Genomic DNA, 23,837 nt, shown 5'->3' on the forward strand with positions numbered 1-23,837 from the left:
CGCCAAGGTTCATCCGTGGGTCTTCTCAGCCAGCTCTGCGATCGCGGAACGTGACGACCTTGACCAGGCGCGAATTGGATCAGGGCCGGAGCGGGGCTTCTCGCGAAGCTCTCAGACCGGCCCTGACAACGTACTTCACCAACGTCGGGCTGACAGGATTTGAACCTGCGACCCCTTGACCCCCAGTCAAGTGCGCTACCAAGCTGCGCTACAGCCCGCCAGATCCAGGGCCAAACTTGCCCCTCGATCCGACGATGAACTCTAGCCCAACCCGAGCCGCGGGTGCCAATCGAGGCATCTCGACACGGTCGCTGCGCCCCCCACTCGATGGACGGGCCGTGACCTCAGCGATCCTTGCGCTTGGCGCGCGCCCGCACCGACACGTGCACCGGCGTCCCCATGAACCCGAACTCCTCACGCAGCCGACGCTGCACGAAACGCTCGTACTGGGCGTCCAACTGCCCCGAGGTGAACAGCACGAAGGTGGGCGGGCAGTTCTGGGCCTGCGTCCCGAACAGGATGCGGGGCTGCTTGCCCGAGCGCACCGGGTGGGGGTGCGAGGCCGTGATCCGTCCCAGGAAGGCATTGAGCTTCCCGGTCGAGATCCGGGTCTCCCAGCCCTCCAGGGCGGCCTCGATGGCCTTGCCGAGGCGGTCGACGTTTCGTCCGGTCAACGCCGAGATGTTGACGTGCGGGGCCCACTGGAACGCGTACACGTCGCGCTCGATCTCGCGGCTGAGGTAGTGGCGACGCTCCTCGTCGGTGAGGTCCCACTTGTTGTAGGCGATCACCAGGGCGCGGCCGGTCTCCTCGACCATCGACAAGATCCTGAGGTCCTGCTCGGTGATCTCCTCGTGGGCGTCGACCACCACCACACACACCTCGGCGCGCTCGATGGCGGTCTGCGTGCGCAGCGAGGCGTAGTACTCGTGCCCCGAGGCCTCCTTGACGCGTCGCCGGATGCCGGCGGTGTCGATGAACCGGTAGTTCGTCCCGGCCACGTCGACCAGCTCGTCGACCGGGTCGACGGTGGTGCCCGACACATCGGAGACGACGGCGCGGTTGCTGTTCGACAGCTTGTTCAGCAGCGATGACTTGCCGACGTTGGGCTTGCCGACGATGGCCACGCGGCGGGGTCCGGTGGGGCGCACCTCGCCGTTGGCGGGCTCCTGGGGCAGCACTTCGAGGATGGCGTCGAGCAGGTCACCGGTGCCTCGTCCGTGCATGCCCGAGACGGGCCATGGCATGCCGAGCCCGAGGTTCCACATCGAGGCGGCCTCGGCCTCGCGACGCTGGTCGTCCACCTTGTTGGCGGCCAGGATGACGGGCTTCTTCGAGCGGCGCAGCACCTGCACGACGGCCTCGTCCTCGTCGAGAGTGCCGACGGTCGCGTCGACCACGAACAACACGGCATCGGCCAGCGAGATGGCCATCTCGGCCTGCTCGGCGATCTGCTGCGACATGCCCTTGGCGTCCGACATCCAGCCGCCGGTGTCGACGATCACGAAGTCGCGGCCGTTCCAGTCGGCGTCATAGCTGACCCGGTCACGGGTGACGCCGGGCACGTCCTGCACGACGGCCTCACGGCGCCCGAGAATGCGGTTGACCAGCGTCGACTTGCCCACGTTGGGGCGTCCGACCACGGCCAGCACCGGGCGTGGCTTGAGTTGTTCTCGTTCGTACTCGGTGAACTCCAGCTCACCGGCGTCAACGTCGAACTCGTCCAGGTCGAGGTCGGTGTCGCCGAAGCCGTTCAGTTCGATGGCGCTGTCGTCGAACGACTCGTGGTCGTTCGCGGTGGGCACCTGATCGTTGAGTTCCGAACCCGGGGTGGATTCGCTCATCAGTGTCTCCTGTGTGTGAAATTGGGCCGGGGCCGCGCTCACACTGCTGGCAGGCGCATCCCCGTCTTGAGTTCGGCCCAGCGCACGTGGTCGGCCAGGATGGCCGACAGTTCGTGGGTCGCCCGCGCAACGTCCGTCTTGCGTCGAGGCCACTCCCGTGCGGGAATGTGAACCTTGTCACCGTACACGATGTGGATCGGCGATCCCACCGGAGGGCTGGCCTTCACACCCGCCCCCGGCAGCCGGGTGCCGAGGATCGCCACCGGCACGATGGGCGCCCCGGTCACCATCGCGAGGTACGCCACCCCCGGCCTGATCCGGGTCAGGTCACCGGTGCCCCGCAGCCCCTCGGGGAAGATCGCCAACGGACGACCCTGCTGCAGCACCTGCACGCACCGACGGACGGCCCTCACGTCGTGGTGGGTGCGGGTGACGGGGATCTGCCCGGCCAGGCGCAGCAGTGGCCCCACCCTCGACTCGAACAGTTCCGACTTCGCCAACGCCAGCGAGCGTCGGTTCAACGCCACCAACAGCGGCCCGTCGAGGGTGCCGATGTGGTTCGCGGCCAGGATGGCGGGTCCGCTCGCGGGAACGTTGGACGCACCATGCACGTGGATGGAGTAGAGCCGGCGCAGGGCGGCCGCGAAGGACCCGCGCAGGGTGTCGATGGTCCTCGTCCTCAGGGGCGGCAACACATCGGTGCGGATCAGGTCGAGCTGGGTCTCGAGGGGGGCCGCGCCGGAGAGTTCGAGGGTCATGGTGCTCCTGCTCAGGTGGGACTGTTCTGGTGGTGGGGCTGCTCGGGCGACTCCGACAGGGGCACCAAGGCGACGATCCGGTCGATCACCTCGGCCAGGGTCAGGTGCGTCGAGTCGATCAGGGTGACCCCGTCGGCGGGCTGCTCGAACTCGCTGACGGTGGCGTCGTCGCGGTCACGGCGGACGATCTGGTCGGTGACGGTGGCGGTGTCGGCCAGTCCCGCCAGCTCGGCCTCACGTCGCTGGATGCGAGCCTGCGGATCGGCCACCAGCAGCACCCGCACGTGGGCATCGGGGCAGACCTTGGTGGTGATGTCTCGTCCCTCGACAACCATGCGCTCGGCGTGCTCGACGACCAGGTCTCGCATCCGCTGGCTCAGGGCGCGACGCACCCCGAGGTTCGTGGCGATCGTCGACACCTGGGCCGTCACTCGCGGGTCACGGATGGCGTCGGTGACGTCGCGTCCGTCGACAGCGATGGTGGGTGCGGTCGGGTCGGTGCCCACGCTGTAGTCATGGGCGTCGACGAGGGCCTCGATGGCGGCCTCGTCGTCGGCGTCCACGTGGTCGTCGAGGAAGGCCACGGCCACGGCGCGGTACATCGACCCGGTGTCGAGGTAGGCGAGCCCCAGACGTTGGGCCACACCCCTCGCCGTCGACGACTTGCCCGATCCCGAGGGTCCATCGATGGCAACCACCAGCGGCGGCAGGACTTCGACGGACGTTGCGGTCACACTGGTCACGTTAGGTTTCCCATCTTTCGGCTTGCCGAACGACACCTTGCCGACACCCGACATCTGCGGGCGTCCCGGTGAACTTTGCACGAACACTACCGAGCGGTGCTCAGCGCAACTGTCGTCCCGCGGCCACCATCTGGGCGGTCAACTGCTCCGCCAACTCGGGCACCACCTGCACCGCGAGGTAACCGATCTGGCGTTCGGGGTCGTGCTCGATCTGCAAGTCCTCGACGTTGACGCCGGCCGCCTCGATGTCGCTGAACAGCCGGGCCAGGGCACCGGGCTCGTCCGGGATGACCATGACGACGGGCACCGTCGCACGTGAAGGTGCGCCGTGCTTGCCCGGCAGCGACAGCGCCCCGATCCGGCCGCGGGCGATGAAGTCCTCGACCGCCTGGGGGTCGTCGAAGTGCTCGATCAGCGCGTCGAGGTCGTCGCGGACGGCCCGCAGTTCGTGCTGCACGGCCTCCCGGTTGGCGGCGATGATTTGTCGCCACAGCACCGGGTCCGACCCCGCGATGCGGGTGACGTCGCGGATCCCCTGCCCGGCGAGCGCCAGGTGGGTGGCGGGCACGCTGCGCAGGTGCCCGGCGGTCAGGCTGCTCATCAGCTGGGGCAGGTGCGAGACCTGGGCGACGGCCTCGTCGTGGTTCTCGCACAGCATCTCGACCGCGCGGGCGCGGCAGTCGGCGACCAACTGCTCGACGACGGTCTGGGCGCGGGGGTCCATCCGCCGGTGCGGGGTGACGACCCAGGTGCGGTCGACGAACAGGTCGCCGTCGGCGGTCAGCGGCCCGGTGTGCTGGGAGCCTGCCATCGGGTGCGAGCCGCAGTAACGCGAGACGTCGACCCCGGCGGCGATGAGTTCGCTCAGCACCCGGGTCTTCACGCTGGCCACATCGGTGACCACGGCGTGGGGGAAGCGTTCGAGTGCGTCGGCGACGGCCGCGGGGGTGGCATCGGGCGGCACGGCCACGACCACCAGCCCCACCTCGTCGGCGGAGGCGGGCTCGACGCTGCCCGAACCGCGGGAGGCGGCGACCATGGCGTGGCTGGGCACCCGGTCCTCGACGTGCACCGTGCGGCCGGCGGTCACGAGGGCTCGTCCGATGCTGGCGCCCACGAGCCCGGCGCCGATGATGACGACGACTGCGTGATCCGCCTCGGGGGCGGTCACTGCCCACCCTTCTGGACGAACGAGCGCACGTACTCCTCGGCGTTGGTCTCGAGCACCGCGTCGATCTGGTCGAGCAGCGCATCGAAGGCTGCGTCGGACTCCTGGGTCTGGCGCTGCACCTGTTCCTGACCGGCGTGGGGGCCTCCGGCACCGCTGCCGAATCCTCGGCCCGTGTTCTGGGACTGCTGCTGCGCCCGTTCCTGGGACCGCTCCTGCTCGCTCATGATCGCTCCAGCCTAGCGCCGCCGGTCTCGAGCACCCTCAACATTTCAGCGGCGTCGGTGACCTCGTCGAGGGCGTGGTCCCAGCGGGCGGCCGTGTGGTCAAGGGGTTCGGGCAGGCGCACGGTGACCACTCGTCCGCCGACCTGCACGGTGAACTGGTCCCAGGTGGCCTGCACCACGTGCCCGGCGAAGTGGTGCAGCACCCACCCGCGCAGCCAGGCGCGGGTGGTGGCCGGGGGTTCGGTACGGGCGTGCTCGACCTCGGCGGGGGTGACCACGGTGCGCAGCGCCCCCTGCCGCTCCAGGGTCAACCCGATGCCCTTGTCGGGGTCGAGGTCGGCCCACTGCAGGTCGAGCGCCGCCAGTCTGGGGCTCGACCAGTCCAGCCCGCCGCGCTGCGACAGGCCCTGCAACAGCCGGTACTTCGCGGCCCAGTCGAGTCTGTCGGCCAGAGCGTCGGCCCCACGGGAGGCATCGTCCAGCGCCTGACCCCAGGCGGCATGCACAGCGCCGGCATCGTCCAGCCACCACTCGCCGACCGCGCCGGCGACCACGGGCGACACCCGTTCCCACAGCATCCGCTGCACCTCGACGGCGGTGCGGTCGACGCCGTCGCTGCAGGTCCAGCGCTGCTGCAGCGACGGGTCATGGGAGTAGGCGCGGAAGGCCGCGACCGGGTTGAGCACACTCGGCCAGGTGAGGCCGGCGGCGATGGCCTGCAACACCAATGACGCCGCCCCCACCTTGAGCCAGGTGCCCCACTGCCCCACCAGCGCGTCGCCGGTGATGACGTGCAGCCGTCGCCAGCGCAGCACGTCGGCGTGGGGTTCGTCCCGGGTGTTGATCAACGGCCGGCGGACGGTGGTCTCGAGTCCCACCCGGGCCTCGAAGAAGTCGGGACGTTGGGCGATCTGGAACCCCGTCACCTCTCCGTGTTGGCCGATCCCGACCCGTCCGGCACCGGTGAACGGCACCCGGCTGACCAGGTGGGTCGTGAATCCCTCGACGATCGCGTCGAACGGGACCCCTCGCGGCACCAGGTGGTTCTCGTGGCAGCCGTAGGACGAGCCCTTGCCGTCGGTGGTGTTCTTGAACACCCGCACCCGCTCCCCCAGCGTCGCTGAGGCCTGCTCGGCGGCGGCCTGCACGATCAGGTCACCGGCCCGGTCCCAGGCGACGGCGTCACGGGCCGAGGTGACCTCAGGCCCGGAGTACTCCGGATGGGCGTGGTCGACGTAGAACCGGGCGCCGTTGCCCAGCAACCGGTTGGCGTAACGGGCCTCGTCGGTGAGTTGGTCGGGCAGCGCCTCGTGCCGGGGCAGGTGGTAGCCGCGGGCATCGCGCAACGGGGACTCGGTGGCGTAGTCCCAGCGGGAGGCCAACGAGGTGCCGGCCGTGACCACGGCGGCCGACAGCGTGATCGGGTCGACGCGGTCGCCGTGCACGCCCTCGACGGCCACGCCGTACTCGTTCTCGATGCCCACCACGCTCACGAACGAGACGCTATCGGGCCGATAGGCTCAGGGAACCATGCAGAAGCAGCACTTCATCATCATCGACCTGATCCTGGTCGCGATCTTCGCGACCATCGGCCGGGTCAGTCACGGCGAGTCGCTGGTGCCCGCCGGCATCGTGCACACCGCTTGGCCGTTCATGACGGCCCTGCTGGTGGCGTGGGTGGTGCTGCTGGTGCGCAAGCGGCCGACCACCACCCTGGGTGCCGGGGTCTTCGTGTGGCTGGTGACGGTGGTCGGGGGCATGCTGCTGCGCCGCTGGACCGGCGAGGGCACCGCAGTCCCTTTCATCGTGGTCGCCACGGTGGTGCTGGCGGTGTTCCTGATCGGCTGGCGCCTGCTGTGGGTCAGGCTCGATCGCCGGTCAACGGCTGGATGAACACGATCCGCTCGCCCTTCCGGCCCGAGATGCGGGCCCAGTCGTCGGGGTTCGACGTGTTCGGCAGTTCCTCGTTCTCGCGGAACTCGTCGTTGACGGCCCGCAACAGACCGCCGCGGCTCACGCCACCGGCTCGTCCGGCGAGTTCCTCCTTGATCGCATACTTCTTGGCGCGGTCGACGATGTTGCGCAACATGGCTCCGGAGACGAAGTCGGCGTAGTGCAACACCTCCGTGTCACCCGAGGCGTAGGTGACCCGGATGTACTCGCTGTCGGGGCCACGGTCGTAGATGCGGGTGACCGCCGCGTCGATCAACTCCGAGGCGGCCCGCTCGGGTTGCCCGCCCGCGAGCCGCACATCGTCGGCGTGCAGCGGCACCGTGGGCACCAGGTACTTGGCCATGATCTCGTCTGCCCCGGCGCGCGAGGGCCGGTCGAGCTTGATCTTCACGTCGAGACGACCCGGACGAAGGATGGCCGGGTCGATCATGTCCTCACGGTTCGAGGCGCCGATGATGATGACGTTCTCGAGTTCCTGCACCCCGTCGATCTCGGCCAGCAACTGGGGCACGATCGTCGACTCCACATCCGAGGAGACACCCGACCCGCGGGTACGGAACAGCGAGTCCATCTCGTCGAAGAAGACGATCACCGGCAGACCCATGGTCGCCTGCTCGCGGGCCCGTTCGAACACCCGCCGCAGTTGCCGCTCGGTCTCGCCGACGTACTTCGACAACAGTTCGGGACCCTTGACGGAAATGAAGCAGCTCTCCGAGGTGGCGGTGGCCACGCCCAGCTGGTCGGTGAGCGACTTGGCGACGGCTTTGGCGATCATCGTCTTGCCGCACCCGGGCGGCCCGTAGAGCAGCACCCCCTTGGGAGCCTTCAACTGGTAGGTGGCGAACAGCGACTGGTGCAGGAAGGGCAGTTCGACCGCGTCACGGATCCGCTCGATCTGGTCGGACAGTCCGCCGATGTCGGAGTAGCTGATGTCGGGCACCTCGCCCAGCACCAGTTCGTCGACCGGACGACGGGCCACCACACTCAGCGCCAGCAGGGCCGACCGGTCGACCAGCACCGAGTCGCCGGCCTCCACGGCGGCGGCGAGAAGCCGGGGGACCAGCCGCACCCTGGCTTCGTCGTTGCCGGCCGAGACGACGGCGAACTCGCCTCTCACCTCGATCACGTTGGCCAGTTCGCCCAACTCGGCGGCGATCGGGTCGTCCAGGCTGCCGACGACGATCATGGCGTCGTTGAGCAGAACCAGGTCACCCAACTCGAAGTTCTCGGCGCCCACCTCGGGGGCGGTCGCAACGCGCAGGGCACGCCCCAGGTGGAGCACGTCGAGCAGGTCACCCGCGCGACCCACCACCCGGGCGCGGCCGAGCGGGGGCTGCTGCAACGCATCGAGCTGGGAGCGCAGCGACACCAACTGGCCGCGCGCCTCCTTGAGGGTGCGGTTCAACGTCTCGTTCTGGGCAGCCAGTTGGCGGGCGTCGGTGCGGGCGTCGGCGAGCCGACGCTGAGCCAGTTCGAGTTCGTCGACCATCAGGCACCTGCCTCGGGAACCTGCTGGTTCTCCATCGGCACGTTCGCGGGCCTCGGGCCGGAGTAGTCGGGACCGTAGGCACCCGGGGCCGGTCGCCGCTTGCGCATGGGTGCCTGCACACCCGGGGCGAGCCGACGGGCGAACACCAGGAACCCGGTGTGGCCGGTGGTGCCGTGGCCGGGACGGATCGCCAGCCCCTCGGCGTGCCAGTCGCGCACCGTGGTCTCGGAGGCCTTGGGTTCGGTGAACTCGCCATGGGCGCGGATGGTGTCCATCGTGCGACCCAACTGGGTGGCCGTGGCCACGTAGCAGCACAGCACCCCGCCGGCGACGAGCACGTTCGCGACCGCGTCCACGCACTCCCAGGGGGCCAACATGTCGAGCACGACCCGGTCGACGGGTTCGTCGCGGATCGTGTCCTGCAGGTCGCCGACGGTCAGCGTCCAACCGGGGTGCTTGCCCTGGATGAACCACTCCACGTTCTTGCGGGCCACCTCGGCGAAGTCGGCGCGACGCTCGTAGGAGTTCAGTCGTCCGGTCGGGCCGATGGCGCGCAGCAGGGCGATGCTGAGCGCACCGGACCCCACCCCGGCCTCGATCACCCGGGCGCCGGGGAAGATGTCGGCCCACATCAGGATCTGGCCAGCGTCCTTGGGGTAGATCACGGCAGCCTCGCGGGGCATCGACACCATGAACTCGTTCATGATCGGACGAAGGGCCAGGAACTTCATGCCCCCGGTGGAGGTGACCACCACTCCCTCGGGGCCGCCGATCAGCTCGTCATGGCTGATGGCCCCCTTGGTGGTGTGGAACTCCTTGCCCTCACCCAGCAGCAGACTGTGGCGTCGTCCCTTGGGGTCGGTGAGGGTGACCCGCTCACCGGCTCGCAGCGGCCCGGTGCGGACGCCCGACCAGTTGGGTTCGGGGGAGATGTCGGTCACGGGACTCACTTCCAGAAGGTGTCGAGCAGGTGGTCGGCGGTGACGTCGGCCAGGGAGTCCAACAGGATGTCGGTCTGTTCGTAGGTGGTTCCGTCGACGCTGGGCGCAGTCACCACGCGGGCACCGGCGGCCAGGGCGGCGGCGGTGCCGGCGCGGGAGTCCTCGAGCACCACGCAGCGGGTCACGTCGACCCCCAGTGCACTGGCGGCGTGCAGGTAGGGCTCGGGGTCGGGCTTGTGCCGCGACACCGTCTCGGCGGTGACGATGGTCTCGAAGGGCATCGGGTCGAGCCGCTCGATGACGCCGCGGATGAAGTCGTTGGGCGACGAGGTGACCAGCGCCTGCCGGACGCCGGTGGCGGACAGTTCACGCAGCAGCCGCTCGGCACCGGGACGCCAGTTGATCTCGTGCTGGGCCATCACTCCCCCGGCACGCTCGACCAACAGGCCCACCCAGTCCCACGTGGTGTAGCCGTGCCCCGGCTCGATCACGGCGAGCATCTTGTCGGCCGAGGACGGCAGGGACTCGCCGACGCAGCTGAGCGCCTGTTCCATCGTCCAGGTGCCGCCGTGCTCGGCCACCAGCGCGAACTCGGCCTCGATCCAGAAGGGTTCGGAGTCGACGAGGGTGCCGTCGAAGTCCCACAGCACGGCCTCGACCGTATTCGCCTCGGTCACGGGGTAGGACGACTCAGCACTCATGTTCTCTAGAGTCTCGTCCGCACGGGACGCATGGCAAACCCTTCAGCGGATCAGGTGGTCAGTGGAACAGATGGGTGATCACCGTGACGACCGTAGGGATCATGCCGACCACCAGGATCAGCGCAGTCCAGCGAAGTCGGAATGACCCGGCTGTCCCGTCGTCCGACTCGGACACGACCTCGACCGCTCTGTGAATGGCCGCCCCCACACTCTGGGCGTTGACGCCCCGAGGCTTGATGCCAAGGATCCGTCCGTCAGCAAGGACGACGAGGACGGTGTCGCCCAACACCCGCACGTCATCGACCATGCCCATCGGAGTTCGCACGACGGAGAAACCCGACATCTCCACGAACTCCGTGTCGGTGACCCGAACGCGGTCGAGGACCCGCCCGATGCCCCAGTTCAGAGCCATGCCCACCCACAGTGGGACCACGATCACACCCCAGCGCAGGCCTGAGCCGGGCACCAACCAAACCGGCAGCGCCGATGCGGCCATGGCCACCAGCAGTCCGAGCACCCGTAGGGTCCACGGCTCGGCGACCACAACGGGCAACTGCGCGGGGACGGCACTGGACGGTACGGGATCGGAATCGGCCAGAAGTTCGTCCTCGTCGTTCTCGTCGAGCGCGAGGGTGTCGATCGTCGTTCCCTGGGGCAGATCGACCAAGCGACCGTAGGAAGCCACCGAGCCGTCGACGTAGTGAAGGTTCACCCATCCGCCCACGCGGACGTCACCGGCCAGATACCCCGACATCGGTTCGCGGGGCTGATCGTCCGGAGCGTCGTGGTTTGACTCGTCGTGCACCAAACTGGCCAACCCGCGGGTGCTGTTGAGCGCCATCAGGTGGGTCCTGTGCTCCCAGGGATTGCTCACGGCTCGCACGAGCACGCCCCGTTTCGGCGGGTCGCGCTCCAGACGCCGCAGCCTCAGCAACCTCTCGGCACGACCCACCATCAGGAGCGCAGCCAGCAGGGCCGCTCCGCCGGAGATGGTCACCCACCACGTGCGATCAGGGGGCTCGGCGACCGGATGTACCCACGAGGAGTCCTGAGGATCTAGCGGAAGCCTCACCTCGTCCCCCACTTGGGGAACATCGATGAAGACGACACGCACCTCCTCCGGAACACCCTTGGAACCTGCTCGAGCCGGATCGTCTGTCTGTCGTCTTCATCCGCTGCGCTGGTCACCAGTCCCCCTACGACGATGCTGCGCGCTTCGTGCATGGCATCGCGATGCACGGCCCGCTCGTACGCGAACCACCCACCACCGGCGATCAGGCACAGCACCACGACAAGTCCGACGACGACCCGGCGATCGGGGTCGACGGTCTCCCCTACGCGAGCGGAGGACAAGTGCCGCCACGAGGCCACGGCACCCTCGCTGGCGACCTCGCGCTGTCGTCGTGCGCAAAGGAGCACGTGACCGGCGTAACCCACGAACGGGAAGGCCACCAGTGTCCACGCAAGATTGGCCTGCCACAGGGGGTCCCAAGTCAGGTCGGTGAGGGCGAAGCCGACGGCGCTCACGGCCGCCACGAGCGGACGCCACCACACCAGCACCACGGTGACGAAACACAACACCATCGCGACCGAGAAGGTCAGGTCAGGGCCACACGGTTGATCGAGCGTGCAGACGGTGGGTTCGCTTGCCGCCGAGACGACAAAGGCAGCCAGCCACAGCCCTGTCAGCACCCACCGCAGCCACCTACGAGGGCGCGCGGCGAGCCATTTCCGCACCCGCTCATCGGTGAAACCCTCGTTCACGACAGGAAACGTACCTCAGCGGGCGTTGAAGTACTTCGCCTCCGGGTGGTGGACGACGATCGCGTCGGTCGACTGCTCCGGGTGCAACTGCAGTTCCTCCGACAACTCGACGCCGATCCGGCTCGGGTCGAGCAACTCCACCAGCTTGATGCGGTCGGTCAGGTCAGGGCACGCGGCGTACCCGAAGGAGTACCGCGAACCGCGATAGGCCTGGTCGGCGATGGCGGACTCGATGTCACCGTCCTCGGCCACGAACCCCAACTCGCCGCGCACCCGGTGGTGCCAGTACTCCGCCAAGGCCTCGGTGAGCTGTACCGACAGTCCGTGCAGCTCGAGGTAGTCCCGGTAGGAGTTGGCGGCGAACAGCTGCGACGTCGCACGCGCCACGGCGCCACCCATGGTGACCAGCTGCATGCCGAGCACGTCCGGCCCGAGTTCGGCCGCCTCCGTCTCGTCCCTGAAGAAGTCCGCCAGGCACAGGCGACGGTCTCGACGCTGCCTCGGGAAGGTGAACGAGGTGAGTTCGCGGGAGTGGTCGTCGGGGTCGAGCACGATCAGGGTCTCGTCACGGCTGACCACCGGCCAGTAGCCGTGCACCACTCCGAACTCCCCCAGCCCCTCGGAGCGGATGCGTTCGAACCAGGCCCGCAACCGCGGGCGGCCCTCGGTGGCAGCGAGTTCCTCGTAGGACGCCCCGTCGCGGGAGCCGCGCAGACCCCAGCGGCCCATCAGGGTGGCGCGCTCGTCCAACCAGCCGATGATCTCGTTGAGCGCGATGCCCTTGGTGACCCGCGAACCCCAGAACGGTGGGGTCGGCACGTCCACACCACCCACGGGTGTCGGGCGGGCGACCTCGGAGCGCACCCCGAGCTCCGGCTCCAGGATCTCGACGGTGACCTTCGGGGCCACCCGACGTTCGCGGATCGGGGGAAGCGTGGCACCGGGGACGCCACGCTTGACGGCCATCACGGAGTCCATCAGGGTCAGCCCTTCGAAGGCATCCTTGGCGTAGCGCACCTCTCCCTCGAACATCTCGTTGAGGTCGTGCTCGACGTAGGCGCGGGTCAGGGCAGCGCCGCCCAGCAGCACCGGGTACCGCGAGGCGAGACCGCGGGCGTTGAGTTCGGCCAGGTTGTCCTTCATCACCATCGTCGACTTCACCAACAGCCCCGACATGCCGATGGCGTCGGCGCGTGCGGCCTCGGCGGCGGCGATGATGTCGGTGATCGACTGCTTGATGCCGAGGTTGACCACCGTGTAGCCGTTGTTCGACACGATGATGTCGACCAGATTCTTGCCGATGTCGTGCACATCACCCTTGACGGTGGCGAGCACGATGGTGCCCTTGCCCCCTTCGTCACCCTCGACCTTCTCGATGTGCGGTTCGAGGTGGGCCACGGCCGCCTTCATCGTCTCGGCGGACTGCAGCACGAAGGGCAGCTGCATCTGCCCCGAACCGAACAACTCGCCCACCGTCTTCATGCCGGCGAGCAGGTCTTCGTTGATGATCTCGAGGGCCGGTTTGGTGGCAAGGGCCTCGTCGAGGTCGACGGTGAGCCCCTTGGAGTTGCCGTCGACGATGCGCCGCTGCAGCCGCTCGTTCAGCGGCAGGCTGGCCAGCTCGGCCTCGCGCTCGGCCTTCATCGAGGCGGTGGTGACACCCTCGAACAGTTCCAGGAAGCGGGTCAGCGGGTCATATCCCTCACGACGACGGTCATAGACCATGTCGAGCGCGACCTGTCGCTGCTCCTCGGGGATCCGGTCCATCGGCACGATCTTGGCGGCGTGCACGATGGCCGAGTCGAGGCCCGCCTCCACGCACTCGTGCAGGAAGACGGAGTTGAGGACGATACGGGCGGCCGGGTTGAGGCCGAAGCTGATGTTCGACACGCCCAACGTCGTGTGCACGCCGGGGTACTTGGCCTTCAGGTCGCGGATGGCCTGGATCGTCTCGAGGCCGTCCTTACGGGTCTCCTCCTGGCCGGTGCCGATGGGGAAGGTGAGGCAGTCCACCAGGATGTCGCCGACCTCCATGCCCCACGTCTGGGTGAGGTCATCGATCAGCCGGCTGGCCACCCTCACCTTCCACTCCGCGGTGCGCGCCTGGCCCTCCTCGTCGATGGTGAGGGCGACGACGGCGGCCCCGTGTTCGGCGACGACGGGCATCACCCGGGCGAACCGTGACCCGGGACCGTCACCGTCCTCGAAGTTCACCGAGTTGATGATCGAGCGACCGGCGAAGGTCTCGAGCCCTGCCTCGACCACCTCGGGTTCGGTCGAGTCGAGCACGACGGGCAACGTCACGGCGGTCGCGAACTCGCGGCCGATCCGCCGCATGTCGTCGGCCCCGGCGCGTCCCACGTAGTCGACACACAGGTCGAGCACGTGGGCCCCGTCGCGGGTCTGCGCGCGCGCGATGTCGACACATTCGGAGATGTTGTCGGCCAGCATCGCCTCCCGGAATGCCTTCGACCCGTTGGCGTTGGTGCGCTCACCGATGGCGAGGTAGCTGGCGTCCTGGGCGAACGGGACCTCGTGGTACAGCGAGCTGACGGAGTTCTGGTGACGCGGGCTGCGGGGCTCGACCGGGTGCTCCCCGAGGGCCTCGACGACGTGGCGCAGATGCTCAGGGGTGGTCCCACAGCATCCGCCGAACACGCTCAACCCGTAGTCGCGGACGAAACGGGTGGCGGCCTCGGCCAACTGCTCGGGGGTGAGCGGGTAGCGCGCACCGTCTGTGGTCAGCTCGGGGAGGCCGGCGTTGGGCATCGTCCCGATGCCGATGCGGGCGTGCTGGGAGAGGTGGCGCAGGTGTTCGGTCATCTCGGCGGGACCGGTCGCACAGTTGAGCCCGATCACATCGATCCCCAAGGGCTCCAAGGCGGTCAACGCCGCCCCGATCTCGGAACCGAGCAGCATGGTGCCCGTGGTCTCGACGGTGACGTTGACGAAGATGGGCAGGTCGACGCCGGCCTCGGCGCGGGCCCGCTTGGCACCGATCACGGCGGCCTTGGCCTGCAGCAGGTCCTGGGCGGTCTCGATCTGCACGGCGTCGATGCCGCCACGGATCATCGCGGTGGTCTGGGCCTGGTAGGCGTCACGGATCTCACGGAAGCCGATGTGCCCCAAGGTGGGCAGCTTCGTGCCGGGGCCGATGGAGCCCAGCACGAAGCGTGGCTTCCCGGGGGTCAGGGCCGTGACCTCGTCGGCGACCTCACGGGCGATCCGGGCGGCCGCCTCGGCCAACTCGTCGAGGCGATCGGTGATGCCGTACTCGGCCAGGGCCGCCAGGTTCGTCCCGAAGGTGTTGGTCTCGACCATGTCGACACCGGCGTCGAAATAGGCGCGGTGGATGTCGGCGATGATGTCGGGGCGGGTGACCGACAACACCTCGTTGCAGCCCTCATGGCCTTGGAAGTCGGCCTCGATGTCGAGGTCGTAGGTCTGCAGCATCGTGCCCATGGCTCCGTCTGCGATCAGCACACGGCGGCCCAGGACGTCACGAATGGCAGATGTCATGGGGGCCACTCTAGGCGTGGCACACGCGCGGCGACGACGGTGTTCAGTCTCGGCGGACGACGCTAGTCTCGATCCATGTCGCGTCTCACACCCGCCGATCCACGGCCCTCCACCCCGGTGGTGTTGGTCGCCTTCTCGGGGTGGAACGACGCCGGCGAGGCCGCGACCGGGGCAGTGGGACAGTTCGTCGACATGTATGACCCGGCCGAGGAGGTCGCCATCCTGGACGACGAGGCCTACTGGGACTACACCGAACAACGTCCCGAGATCCGCAAGGAGGAATCGGGCGAACGGTTCATCGACTGGCCACAGGTGAAGGTATGGAGGGTTGAACATCCCGAACGGGACGTCATCTGCGTGCTCGGCCCGGAGCCGGCGCTGAGGTGGCGCAGTTTCCTCGCCGAACTGACGGGCCTGATCAAGGGATTCGAACCGGCGATGGTGATCACGGTCGGCTGCATGGTCACCGACGACCCGCACTCACGACCGCTGCCGGTCTCGGGTCACGCCAGCACCCCCGAGTTGGCCTCCGCGTTGGGGGTCGATCCCGAGACCTATGTGGGTCCCACCGGGATGACCGGGTTGGTGCACCGGGCCTGTTCCGACCTGGGCATCCCCACCGCGTCACTGTGGGGGTCCAGCCCGCACTACTCACCCCAGCGCGAGTGCCCGAAGGCCAAACAGGCCCTGCTGCGCCGACTCAGCGACGTGCTCGATCTCGACATCGATGAGGGTGACCTCGACGACGAGGTGGCCGAGTGGGAGCAGACGATCAACCAGCTGGCCGAGAACGATCCCGACGTGGCCCGCTACATCGCCGAGCTCGAAGCGGCCCAGGACGCCGACCTCAAGGAGACCACCGGCGACGACATCGCGGCCCAGTTCCAGCGCTGGCTGGGACGCTCGCGCCCCGGTCGCGACCACCCCGGGCCCGAGCGACGCGGCTGACGGACAAGACCGCCTTCGGCGTCATTCCAGCAGGAGCGAGGCACCAGTGACGTGTCGAGATCTCAGTGTTGGCACCCCTTGACCGCAGCGTCGCGCAGTTCGTTGACCATGGCGTCGGGGTCGTCCGCTCGATAGACAGCCGACCCCGCCACGAACACGTCCGCACCCGCCTCGGCGGCTCGTCCGATGGTGTCGACCGACACTCCCCCGTCGACCTGGACGAGGATCTGCGCACCCGTCCGGCGCACCAGTTCTCGGGTGCGCCGGATCTTGGGCAACACCAGGTCGAGGAAGCTCTGCCCGCCAAAACCCGGCTCGACGGTCATCAGCAACACCATGTCGACCTCGGTGAGCATGTCGGCGAAGCCGTCGATGGGTGTGGCCGGCTTCAGGGCCATGGACGCGCGCGCGCCGAGTTTGCGGAGTTCGCGGGCGAGCCGGATGGGCGCGCGGGCAGCCTCGACGTGGAAGGTGACCGAGTCAGCGCCCGCGGCCGCGTAATCGGGGGCCCAGCGATCGGGGTCCTCGATCATCAGGTGGATGTCGAGAAGCTTGTCGGTCGCCTTGCGGATCGACTCCACGACGGGCAGACCGATGGTCAGATTGGGGACGAAGTGCCCGTCCATCACGTCGACGTGGACCATGTCCGCCGACGGAATCCGCGCGATCTCGGCGCCCAGCTCGGCGAAGTTGGCGTTGAGGACGCTCGGGGTGATCTGCATGGCGGGGTGCGACATGGGGCCAGACTAGCGACGGCCGGCGGCACCGGATCGCCGAATGAGCGCCAGGAACATGGCGTCGGTGCCGTGGCGATGGGGCCACAACTGAGCCACCAACGGATACCCGGGCACCGAGACATCGGGCAGCGCTTCACCCGACGTCGCGCCCCCCGCGACTGCTTGGAGCACAGCGGGGGCGTCCAGCAGGTCAAGGTCGTCGCGCTCGGCGAGCAGCGCGTCGATCACGTCGGTCGTCTCGCGTCGATCCGGCGAGCAGGTGACGTAGGCCATCACTCCCCCGCCGGCCAGCGAATCGGCGCCCATGTGGGCGAGGTCGAGTTGCAGGCCGGTCAACCCAGCCACGTCGGCGGTGTCCTTGCGCCAGCGGGCGTCGGGTCGACGACGCAGCGCCCCCAGCCCCGAGCACGGAACATCGGCCATGACGGCCGCGAACTCATCGGGAAGCCACGCGGGTGCTCGACCGTCGGCGCAGATCACGTGCACACCGTCCGGATAAGCCCTCGTTCCCTGGGCCACCAGGTCGGCACGGTGGGGGGCGACCTCGTTGGCCAGCAGCCACGTGTGTCTGCGGCGGGCGAGACCCACCAGCAGGGCGGCCTTGCCGCCGGGCCCAGCACACAGGTCGAGCCACGGGCCGGTGGCGTCTACGGCCGTGGCCAGCGCGGTCGCCACAAGTTGTGATCCTTCGTCCTGCACGCCGGCCCGTCCGTCACGCACGGCGGCAATGTCGGCGGGACGCTGTCGGGAGGTGAAGCCGAACGGCGACCACCGCGTGGGAGTGATGTCGTCGCCCGGCAAGTCGTCGAGCCGCATCAGCCCCGGCCGCACGACAAGCACGGGCTGGGCCGGCAGGTTGTTGGCAAGCAGCGCGGCTTCGGCCTCGTCACCGAGCAGGTCACGGTACGACTCGGCGATCCACCGGGGGTGATGGGTACGCAGCGCGAGAGCGTCGATCGAGTCGAGCCCACTCGACAGCGTCCGCACCCACTCGTCGAGGCTCCTCTCGCTGATTCGCCGCGAGACGGCATTGACCAGGCCCGCCACCTTCGGGTGAATGCGCGTGCGGGCCTGGTCGACGGCCTGTTGGGCGGCGACGTGGTTGGGCGTGCGCATGGCCAGCATGCGGTGACTGGTGAGCCGGAGCAGGTCGACCACCTGGGGCTGCAGATCCGTCAGGCGGCGACGCGAGGCCGCTTCGATGACGCGGTCGTGGGTGCCCATCAGGCGGCAGGTGCCGTAGACCAGTTCGGTCACCTCGGCCACACTGCGGCGGTGATCGGGGTGTTGGCGCAGCACCTCGTCCAGCGCCAGATTCGCATAGGCCTGGTCGCGGGTCACCCGGGTCATCACCTGGGTCGCCAACCACAACACATCACTCATGACAGCCGCGCTCCCGCCACCTGTACGCCCCTGGCCCAGTCGGCACCCGCCATCTGCTTCTTGCCGTGCGGCTGCACCCGAACCAACTCCAGCCCACCATCGACGGTGCCGACCAGCAGTGCCCGCTTGGTGGCGCGCAACTCACCGGGTCCCAAGGGTTCGTCGAGGTGAACCGGCGTCGCCGAGACGATCTTGAACCTCTCCTCGACCCCATTGCTCGTGAACTGGGCCCACGCACCGGGCGCGGGGGTCACGGCCCTGATCTGACGGTCCACCGCGTCAGTCGGCACGCCGAAGTCGACGTGGGCGTCGTCCACGGTGATCTTCGCGGCAACGGTGAGGCCCTCGTCGGACTGTTCGGTCGGCTCAGCACCGTCAGCGATGGCCGACATTGTCTCGACCAGCAACTGGGCTCCGGACTGGGAAAGCTCGTCCAGCAACTCCCCAGCTGTCTGCCCAGACCTGACGGGCGTCTCGATCGTGCCGAACACAGGACCGGCGTCGAGGGCCCTGACGATGCGGAACGTGGTGGCGCCGGTGACCTGGTCGCCCTCCCAGATGGCCCGCTGCACCGGGGCCGCTCCACGCCATCGAGGCAGCAACGAGAAGTGCAGGTTCACCCACCCGTGCGGCACCAGGTCGAGCGCTGACTGCGGCAGCAACGCACCGTAGGCCACGACCGCGACGGCATCGAGCCCGAACGCGACCAGCGCGGCCTTGAACTCGGGGTCGCGCGGGTGAGAGGGCTTCAGCACCGGGATGCCCAACTCCGCGGCCAGTTGCGCGACCGGTGAGGCGGTGAGCTTCTTCCCTCGTCCGGCGGGGGCGTCGGGGCGGGTGATCACCACGGCGACCTCATGCTCGGACTCGGCCAGGGCGGCCAGCGCGGGCAGGGCCACCTCGGGAGTGCCGGCGAATCCGATCTTCAGTGCTGTCACAACTGTTCACCCTAACTGTTGGGGATCGACGCGCACCCGCACCGGTGTCGCCTTGCGGGCGGCACGCTGGTCCAGCCCCGCCGCGATCGCCCCCACCACCTGTCGTCCCTGCGCCCGCGGGGCACGCACGATCATCCGCACCAGCCCGTCGACCTCACCGCCCACACCGGGGCCCTCGATCGGCACGGGCCCCAGCAGTTCGACCGACTCCAGTTCCGCCAGCGCCGCCCAGACGATCAGTTCATCGACCGCCTGAGCGGTGCCCTCGAGGGTGACGAAGCTGACGGCGGGAGGGAACCCCGCCTCGAGACGTTCACCCAGCAGACGAGCCGCGTAGGCTGCCGGGTCCTGCCGGACGAAGGCCTGCACGGCCAAGTCGTCGATGGGTCCCACCATGCACACGGTGCCGCCTTCCGCGCCCGGACGAACCTGCCCGGCCACCACCTGCCAGCGTCTGAGCGCCTCCTCACCGGCACGCAGGTCGGGGCGGGCCAGGAGTTGGGGGGCATCCAGCAGCACCGCGGCTGCGTACCCCGACGATGCCCGGGGCTCGGCCCCGGGTGTGGCCACCACCAGGACGGGCTTGTCACCGACCTCGTCGACGACGTGGTCCCGTGAGGAGTCGACGACGGCCGCACCAGGGAAGGCACGCGCGAAGTCGGCCGCCGTCTGGGAGGCCCCCACCAGGGGCGCCCGCAGGTGGTCGCCTCCGCACACGAGGCAGCGCCACTGACCCACCGGCCGAGCACACCACTGGCACGACACCTGCTGCTCCGCGGCGCCCGGTTCCCGCCTGGTCTGCAGGGGTCCGTGGCAGTACTGGCAGCGGGCCGGTTCCCGGCACCGCTCGCAGCGCAGCGCCAGCAGATGGCCGCCCCTGGGCACCTGGACGAGCACGGGTCCCTGGGTGAGCCCGACCCTGATCGTCTCGAAGACCACCTGGGGCAGCCGTACCTGTGCCGCCAACGGGTCACGGGCGATGGCGCGATCGGAGTCGGCCGCGACCTTGACCAGCGGGAGCATCCGTCGAAGTTCGCCCCGGGGCAGCTCCAGGGGGTGCATCCAGCCTGCCTCGACCCACGCCTGCGCTTCACAGCTGCGGGCCCGGGATGCCAGCAGCAGCGCGCAGCCGTCGATGGGCACCCGCATGGCGGCCACCTGTCGCGTGTGCGGGTACGGGGTGCGAGGTTCGGCATGAAGGTCGTCCCCGTCGTCGAGCACCACCACCAGACCCAGGTCACGCACCGGGGCGAACATCGCCGAACGGGTCCCCAGCACCACCCGGGCCTGTCCCCGCACCACGGACAGATAGTTGCGGTAGCGGGCCGCGGGACCCGATTCGGACTGCAGCACCGCGACGGTCCGGGCGCCCAGCGCCGCCTCGAGCGCCGGCTGCACCCGGGCGATGTCCTTCAGGTCGGGGACGAGCACCAACGCTCCCCGTCCGGCCCGCAGCGCGGCCGCCACCGCCTGGGCGACACCGCGGGCGATGTCGCCCGCGGGATGGTGAACGGTCGGCACCTGCCAGAATCCGCGCACCGCCTCGCCGCGCTCGAGGGCGGCGAGGAAACGCGCGCCGGTCGTGGTGTCGGACAACCCGCCGGAGGGGGGCGCACCGGTGGGGTCGGGCACTGGCCACGTCGCCTGGTCTGCCCGTTCGGTGGCCGCGTGCCGGGGCGGGACGGCCATCCTCATGACATCGGCGAACGTCCCTGCGTAGTGGTCGGCGGTGGCGCGGATCAGCTGCACCTGGGCGGGCGTGATCACCGGCTCGCCCGAGACCACCTTGTCGAGGCGCGCCAACTGGCCCGAGAAGCTGGACGAGGTGGGCCGTCCCACCACGAACCCGTCGACCAGCCGACCCGCGAACCTGGCCCGCACCCGAGCGCCGACGACCGCGGTCTCGTCCAGGTCGGCGGGCACGGCGTAGTCGAAGGGACGATCGACGTTGGCCAACGGCACATCGAGCATGACCGAGGCGATCCCCGCCTGCGGCGCGGTCACCCCGGGTGCCTCGATCAGTTGGTCCTGGTCCACGTCGCCACTCTAGGGACACCCACAGACAGTCCCTCAGCCCTTGACCGCCCTCGCCAGGGCCTCGGCCCGATCCGTGCGCTCCCAGGTCATCGACTCGAGTTCTCGTCCGAAGTGACCGTAGGCGGTCAGCTGCGAGTAGATCGGTCGCAGCAGGTCGAGGTCGCGGACGATCGCCGCCGGACGCAGGTCGAACACCTCACGCACCGCGGCCTTGATCTGCTCCTCGGGCACCACCGAGGTGCCGTAGGTGTCGACGTAGAAGCCCACGGGCTGTGCCTTGCCGATGGCGTAGGCCACCTGCACCTCACAGCGGGTCGCGAGCCCCGCGGCCACCACGTTCTTGGCGACCCAGCGCATGGCGTACGCAGCCGACCGGTCGACCTTCGAGGGGTCCTTGCCCGAGAACGCGCCACCGCCGTGGCGAGCCATCCCGCCGTAGGTGTCGACGATGATCTTGCGGCCGGTGACTCCCGCGTCACCCATCGGGCCGCCGATCACGAACTTGCCGGTCGGGTTCACGTGCACGCGGTAGTCGGAGTGCCTCAGCTCGTAGCGCTCGAGCACCGGCTCGATCACGTGCCTGACCACGTCGGGCTCCAGCGTCGCCGCCAGATCGACCCCTTCGGCGTGCTGGGTCGACAGCACCACGGTGTCGAGGCCGACGGGGCGGAAGTCCTCGTCGTACTCGATGGTCACCTGGGTCTTGCCGTCGGGTCGCAGGTAGTCGAGGGTGCCGTCCTTGCGTACCGCGGTCAGCCGCTCGGCGAGGCGGTGGGCCAGGTCGATCGGCAGCGGCATCAGCGAGGGGGTCTCGGTGCAGGCATAGCCGAACATCAGTCCCTGGTCGCCGGCGCCCTGCAGGTCGAACGCATCGACCGAGCCACCGCGGGCCTCCACGGCCGCGTTGACCCCTTGGGCGATGTCGGGCGACTGGGCGCCGAGCGCCACCGAGACACCACAGGAGGCACCGTCGAAACCCTTGCGGGACGAGTCGTAGCCGATCCTGAGGATGGTGTCGCGAGCGATGCGGGCGACATCGGCATAGGCCTCCGTGGTGACCTCACCGGCCACCACGACCAAGCCCGTGGTGACGAGGGTCTCGACCGCCACCCTGCTGCTGGGGTCGTCGGTCAGGAGGGCATCGAGCACTCCGTCCGAGATGGCGTCCGCGATCTTGTCGGGGTGGCCCTCGGTGACGGACTCTGACGTGAACAGACGAGTCACGTGTCATTCCTTGTCTGCCGGGCAACGAGCCCAGCTCTCTCCGACCGGCACTCTGCGGGTCGGGACCTCGGTTCCGACCTGACCCGTACAGCGATCAGGCCGGAGCGGGGCAAAAAGCTTGCCCCTCGAGGGAGGACCCAGCGATCAGGCGGGGTCCAGGTCGGCGAACGGGTCGCCGAAGTTCAGGTCGGGGGTCTCGGCAGCGGCTTCCGCACGCGCGGCGGCCTCGGCCTCAGGGTCGATCGGGTTGCACTCGAGCACGCCCGCCTGGATCTCGCGCATGGCGATCGACAGGGGCTTCTCGGTCACGCCGGAGTCGACGAGCGGCCCGACGTTCTCGAGCAGGCCCTCACCGAGCTGGCTGTAGTACGCGTTGATCTGACGGGCCCGCTTGGCGGCGAAAAGCACCAGACGGTACTTCGAGTCCACCTTGTCGAGCAGGTCGTCGATCGGTGGGTTGATGATGCCTTGGGCTTCGTTGACGCTCACGGATACCTCTCACTGGCTGGTCAGACTGAGCAACTCTACCAAACGGGCCACGGTTTCATCGATCTGGCCGTTGACCACCACGCAGTCGAACTCGTCGGCGGCCGCCAACTCGTCCACGGCGGTCGCGAGACGTCGTTGCTGTTGCTCCGGGGACTCGGTGCCACGCCCGATCAGGCGGCGCACCAACTCGTCCCAACTGGGGGGTGACAGGAAGACCTGACGGGCGTCCGGGTAGGTGGTCCTGACCTGTCGGGCACCCTGCAGGTCGATCTCCAGGATCACCGGACGACGTGCCGCCACGGCCTCGACCACGGGCCGACGCGGGGTTCCGTAGCGATGCCTGCCGTGCACGACCGCCCACTCGAGCAGGCCGTCCTCGGCGACGAGCCGGTCGAACTCGGCCTCGCTGACGAAGTGGTAGTGGCGGCCGTCGACCTCACCCGGTCGGGGTGGACGGGTGGTGGCGCTCACCGAGACGAAGACCTCGGGGTGGGCGTGCCGCAGTCGGGCGACGACGGTGCCCTTGCCCACTGCCGTAGGCCCCGAGACGACCATCACCCCGGAATGGTTCTCGGGGAGTGAGTCGAACGAGCTGCTGTGCGGCATCTCGGGCGGTGACACAGAATGGGCGACGTCGTGGGGCACCGGTCAGTTGAACTCGGCCTTGAGGCCGGCGATCTGGTGGCGACCGAGACCACGCAGGCGACGGTTCTGGGCGATCTCGAGGCGTTCCATGATCTCTGCGGCACGCTTCTCGCCGACGCGCGGCAGCGACTTCAGCAGGTCGACCACCTTGAGATGGGCCAGCACCTCGTTCGAGGCGGCCTGGTCGAGGGCGTCGGACAACGACAGCTGGCCGGTGCGGATCCTCTCCTTCAGGTCGGCCCGCTCGCGGCGTGCCTTCGTGGCGGCGGCGCGGGCAGCCTGCAGCTGCTCCGGCGTCAGCGTCGGAATGGCCATGTCCCCTTCTTTCC

At 69.0% G+C, this 23,837-nt stretch carries 20 protein-coding genes, 1 tRNA gene and 1 pseudogene; 2 read left to right on the forward strand and 20 right to left on the reverse strand.

From position 1 onward, the window contains the following. Positions 1-144: 144 nt before the first annotated feature. From QQZ11_RS11515 to dop, 7 genes are all read right to left on the reverse strand, one after another. Positions 145-218 (reverse strand) — tRNA-Pro (locus tag QQZ11_RS11515). Positions 219-344: 126 nt separating this feature from the next. After that, positions 345-1,844, reverse strand: coding sequence for a ribosome biogenesis GTPase Der (der, locus tag QQZ11_RS11520; protein ID WP_284550510.1), 1,500 nt, complete (start codon positions 1,842-1,844; stop codon positions 345-347). Positions 1,845-1,882: 38 nt separating this feature from the next. Continuing rightward, positions 1,883-2,602: a lysophospholipid acyltransferase family protein gene (locus tag QQZ11_RS11525; protein WP_284550511.1), complete on the reverse strand. Its 720-nt coding sequence runs from the start codon at positions 2,600-2,602 to the stop codon at positions 1,883-1,885. A gap of 11 nt (positions 2,603-2,613) precedes the next feature. Continuing rightward, positions 2,614-3,336, reverse strand: coding sequence for a (d)CMP kinase (gene cmk / locus QQZ11_RS11530; RefSeq protein ID WP_284550512.1), 723 nt, complete (start codon positions 3,334-3,336; stop codon positions 2,614-2,616). A gap of 109 nt (positions 3,337-3,445) precedes the next feature. Beyond that, positions 3,446-4,516: a prephenate dehydrogenase gene (locus tag QQZ11_RS11535; RefSeq protein WP_284550513.1), complete on the reverse strand. Its 1,071-nt coding sequence runs from the start codon at positions 4,514-4,516 to the stop codon at positions 3,446-3,448. Beyond that, a complete protein-coding gene (locus QQZ11_RS11540; RefSeq protein WP_022910262.1) occupies positions 4,513-4,740 on the reverse strand; it encodes a ubiquitin-like protein Pup in 228 nt (75 codons plus the stop codon). Before QQZ11_RS11540 ends, QQZ11_RS11535 begins: the two co-directional genes overlap by 4 nt. Continuing rightward, entirely contained in the window at positions 4,737-6,233 is a 1,497-nt protein-coding gene (dop, locus tag QQZ11_RS11545; RefSeq protein ID WP_284550514.1) for a depupylase/deamidase Dop, read from the reverse strand. The genes QQZ11_RS11540 and dop overlap by 4 nt, the downstream gene beginning before the upstream one ends. A 37-nt stretch (positions 6,234-6,270) precedes the next feature. Here dop and QQZ11_RS11550 point away from each other — a divergent pair, with 37 nt between their 5' ends. Next, positions 6,271-6,633, forward strand: a complete 363-nt coding sequence (locus QQZ11_RS11550; protein ID WP_022910264.1) for a DUF3054 domain-containing protein — start codon at positions 6,271-6,273, stop codon at positions 6,631-6,633. Here QQZ11_RS11550 and arc read toward each other — a convergent pair. The 5 genes and pseudogenes from arc to metH form a co-directional block, all read right to left on the reverse strand. Beyond that, complete coding sequence (gene arc / locus QQZ11_RS11555; protein ID WP_284550515.1) at positions 6,602-8,182, reverse strand: proteasome ATPase; 1,581 nt, start codon at positions 8,180-8,182, stop codon at positions 6,602-6,604. The two genes, QQZ11_RS11550 and arc, sit on opposite strands and share 32 nt — an antisense overlap. After that, positions 8,182-9,824: pseudogene (locus QQZ11_RS13690) on the reverse strand (HAD-IA family hydrolase). The gene arc and the pseudogene QQZ11_RS13690 overlap by 1 nt, the downstream one beginning before the upstream one ends. A 58-nt stretch (positions 9,825-9,882) precedes the next feature. Further along, positions 9,883-10,938, reverse strand: coding sequence for a hypothetical protein (locus QQZ11_RS11570; RefSeq protein WP_284550516.1), 1,056 nt, complete (start codon positions 10,936-10,938; stop codon positions 9,883-9,885). Continuing rightward, positions 10,893-11,588 carry a hypothetical protein gene (locus tag QQZ11_RS11575; protein ID WP_284550517.1) on the reverse strand — a complete coding sequence of 232 codons (696 nt, stop codon included), beginning with the start codon at positions 11,586-11,588 and terminating at the stop codon, positions 10,893-10,895. The genes QQZ11_RS11570 and QQZ11_RS11575 overlap by 46 nt, the downstream gene beginning before the upstream one ends. Before the next feature lie 15 nt (positions 11,589-11,603). Then, positions 11,604-15,107: a methionine synthase gene (metH, locus tag QQZ11_RS11580; RefSeq protein WP_284550518.1), complete on the reverse strand. Its 3,504-nt coding sequence runs from the start codon at positions 15,105-15,107 to the stop codon at positions 11,604-11,606. 75 nt (positions 15,108-15,182) lie between these two features. On the opposite strand from metH, the gene QQZ11_RS11585 reads away from it, so the two are divergent. Further along, complete coding sequence (locus QQZ11_RS11585; protein WP_022910268.1) at positions 15,183-16,055, forward strand: PAC2 family protein; 873 nt, start codon at positions 15,183-15,185, stop codon at positions 16,053-16,055. A 62-nt stretch (positions 16,056-16,117) separates the two neighbouring features. Here the strand turns inward: QQZ11_RS11585 and rpe are convergent, their stop codons facing one another. The 8 genes from rpe to mihF form a co-directional block, all read right to left on the reverse strand. Further along, the gene (gene rpe / locus QQZ11_RS11590) at positions 16,118-16,792 is read right to left on the reverse strand and encodes a ribulose-phosphate 3-epimerase (protein WP_284550519.1); all 675 of its coding nucleotides are present in this window, start codon (positions 16,790-16,792) and stop codon (positions 16,118-16,120) included. Positions 16,793-16,801: 9 nt separating this feature from the next. Next, positions 16,802-18,175, reverse strand: a complete 1,374-nt coding sequence (locus QQZ11_RS11595; RefSeq protein WP_284550520.1) for an RsmB/NOP family class I SAM-dependent RNA methyltransferase — start codon at positions 18,173-18,175, stop codon at positions 16,802-16,804. After that, the gene (gene fmt, locus QQZ11_RS11600) at positions 18,172-19,113 is read right to left on the reverse strand and encodes a methionyl-tRNA formyltransferase (protein ID WP_342395084.1); all 942 of its coding nucleotides are present in this window, start codon (positions 19,111-19,113) and stop codon (positions 18,172-18,174) included. Before fmt ends, QQZ11_RS11595 begins: the two co-directional genes overlap by 4 nt. A 6-nt stretch (positions 19,114-19,119) precedes the next feature. Then, a complete protein-coding gene (locus tag QQZ11_RS11605; protein ID WP_284550521.1) occupies positions 19,120-21,150 on the reverse strand; it encodes a primosomal protein N' in 2,031 nt (676 codons plus the stop codon). A 33-nt stretch (positions 21,151-21,183) separates the two neighbouring features. Further along, positions 21,184-22,374 (reverse strand): methionine adenosyltransferase, encoded by a 1,191-nt coding sequence (gene metK, locus QQZ11_RS11610; RefSeq protein ID WP_284550522.1) that lies wholly within the window; start codon positions 22,372-22,374, stop codon positions 21,184-21,186. 144 nt (positions 22,375-22,518) lie between these two features. After that, on the reverse strand, positions 22,519-22,863 hold the full coding sequence (gene rpoZ / locus QQZ11_RS11615) for a DNA-directed RNA polymerase subunit omega (RefSeq protein ID WP_026377984.1): 345 nt from the start codon (positions 22,861-22,863) through the stop codon (positions 22,519-22,521). Between the two features lie 9 nt (positions 22,864-22,872). Then, entirely contained in the window at positions 22,873-23,469 is a 597-nt protein-coding gene (gmk, locus tag QQZ11_RS11620) for a guanylate kinase (protein ID WP_051139724.1), read from the reverse strand. A gap of 42 nt (positions 23,470-23,511) precedes the next feature. Next, positions 23,512-23,823 (reverse strand): integration host factor, actinobacterial type, encoded by a 312-nt coding sequence (mihF, locus tag QQZ11_RS11625; protein WP_022910275.1) that lies wholly within the window; start codon positions 23,821-23,823, stop codon positions 23,512-23,514. Between the last annotated feature and the right edge of the window lie 14 nt (positions 23,824-23,837).

The organism is Aestuariimicrobium sp. T2.26MG-19.2B (assembly GCF_950101875.1).
GTDB classification, from domain to species: Bacteria; Actinomycetota; Actinomycetes; order Propionibacteriales; family Propionibacteriaceae; genus Aestuariimicrobium; species Aestuariimicrobium kwangyangense.

Excerpts from the sequence above, each read along its gene's own strand:
- der (WP_284550510.1), bottom strand. The coding sequence starts at position 1,844 with ATGAGCGAATCCACCCCGGGTTCGGAACTCAACGATCAGGTGCCCACC.
- QQZ11_RS11525 (WP_284550511.1), bottom strand. The coding sequence starts at position 2,602 with ATGACCCTCGAACTCTCCGGCGCGGCCCCCCTCGAGACCCAGCTCGAC.
- QQZ11_RS11540 (WP_022910262.1), bottom strand. The coding sequence starts at position 4,740 with ATGAGCGAGCAGGAGCGGTCCCAGGAACGGGCGCAGCAGCAGTCCCAG.
- QQZ11_RS11550 (WP_022910264.1), top strand. The coding sequence starts at position 6,271 with ATGCAGAAGCAGCACTTCATCATCATCGACCTGATCCTGGTCGCGATC.
- arc (WP_284550515.1), bottom strand. The coding sequence starts at position 8,182 with ATGGTCGACGAACTCGAACTGGCTCAGCGTCGGCTCGCCGACGCCCGC.
- metH (WP_284550518.1), bottom strand. The coding sequence starts at position 15,107 with ATGACATCTGCCATTCGTGACGTCCTGGGCCGCCGTGTGCTGATCGCA.
- QQZ11_RS11585 (WP_022910268.1), top strand. The coding sequence starts at position 15,183 with ATGTCGCGTCTCACACCCGCCGATCCACGGCCCTCCACCCCGGTGGTG.
- rpe (WP_284550519.1), bottom strand. The coding sequence starts at position 16,792 with ATGTCGCACCCCGCCATGCAGATCACCCCGAGCGTCCTCAACGCCAAC.
- QQZ11_RS11595 (WP_284550520.1), bottom strand. The coding sequence starts at position 18,175 with ATGAGTGATGTGTTGTGGTTGGCGACCCAGGTGATGACCCGGGTGACC.
- gmk (WP_051139724.1), bottom strand. The coding sequence starts at position 23,469 with ATGCCGCACAGCAGCTCGTTCGACTCACTCCCCGAGAACCATTCCGGG.
- mihF (WP_022910275.1), bottom strand. The coding sequence starts at position 23,823 with ATGGCCATTCCGACGCTGACGCCGGAGCAGCTGCAGGCTGCCCGCGCC.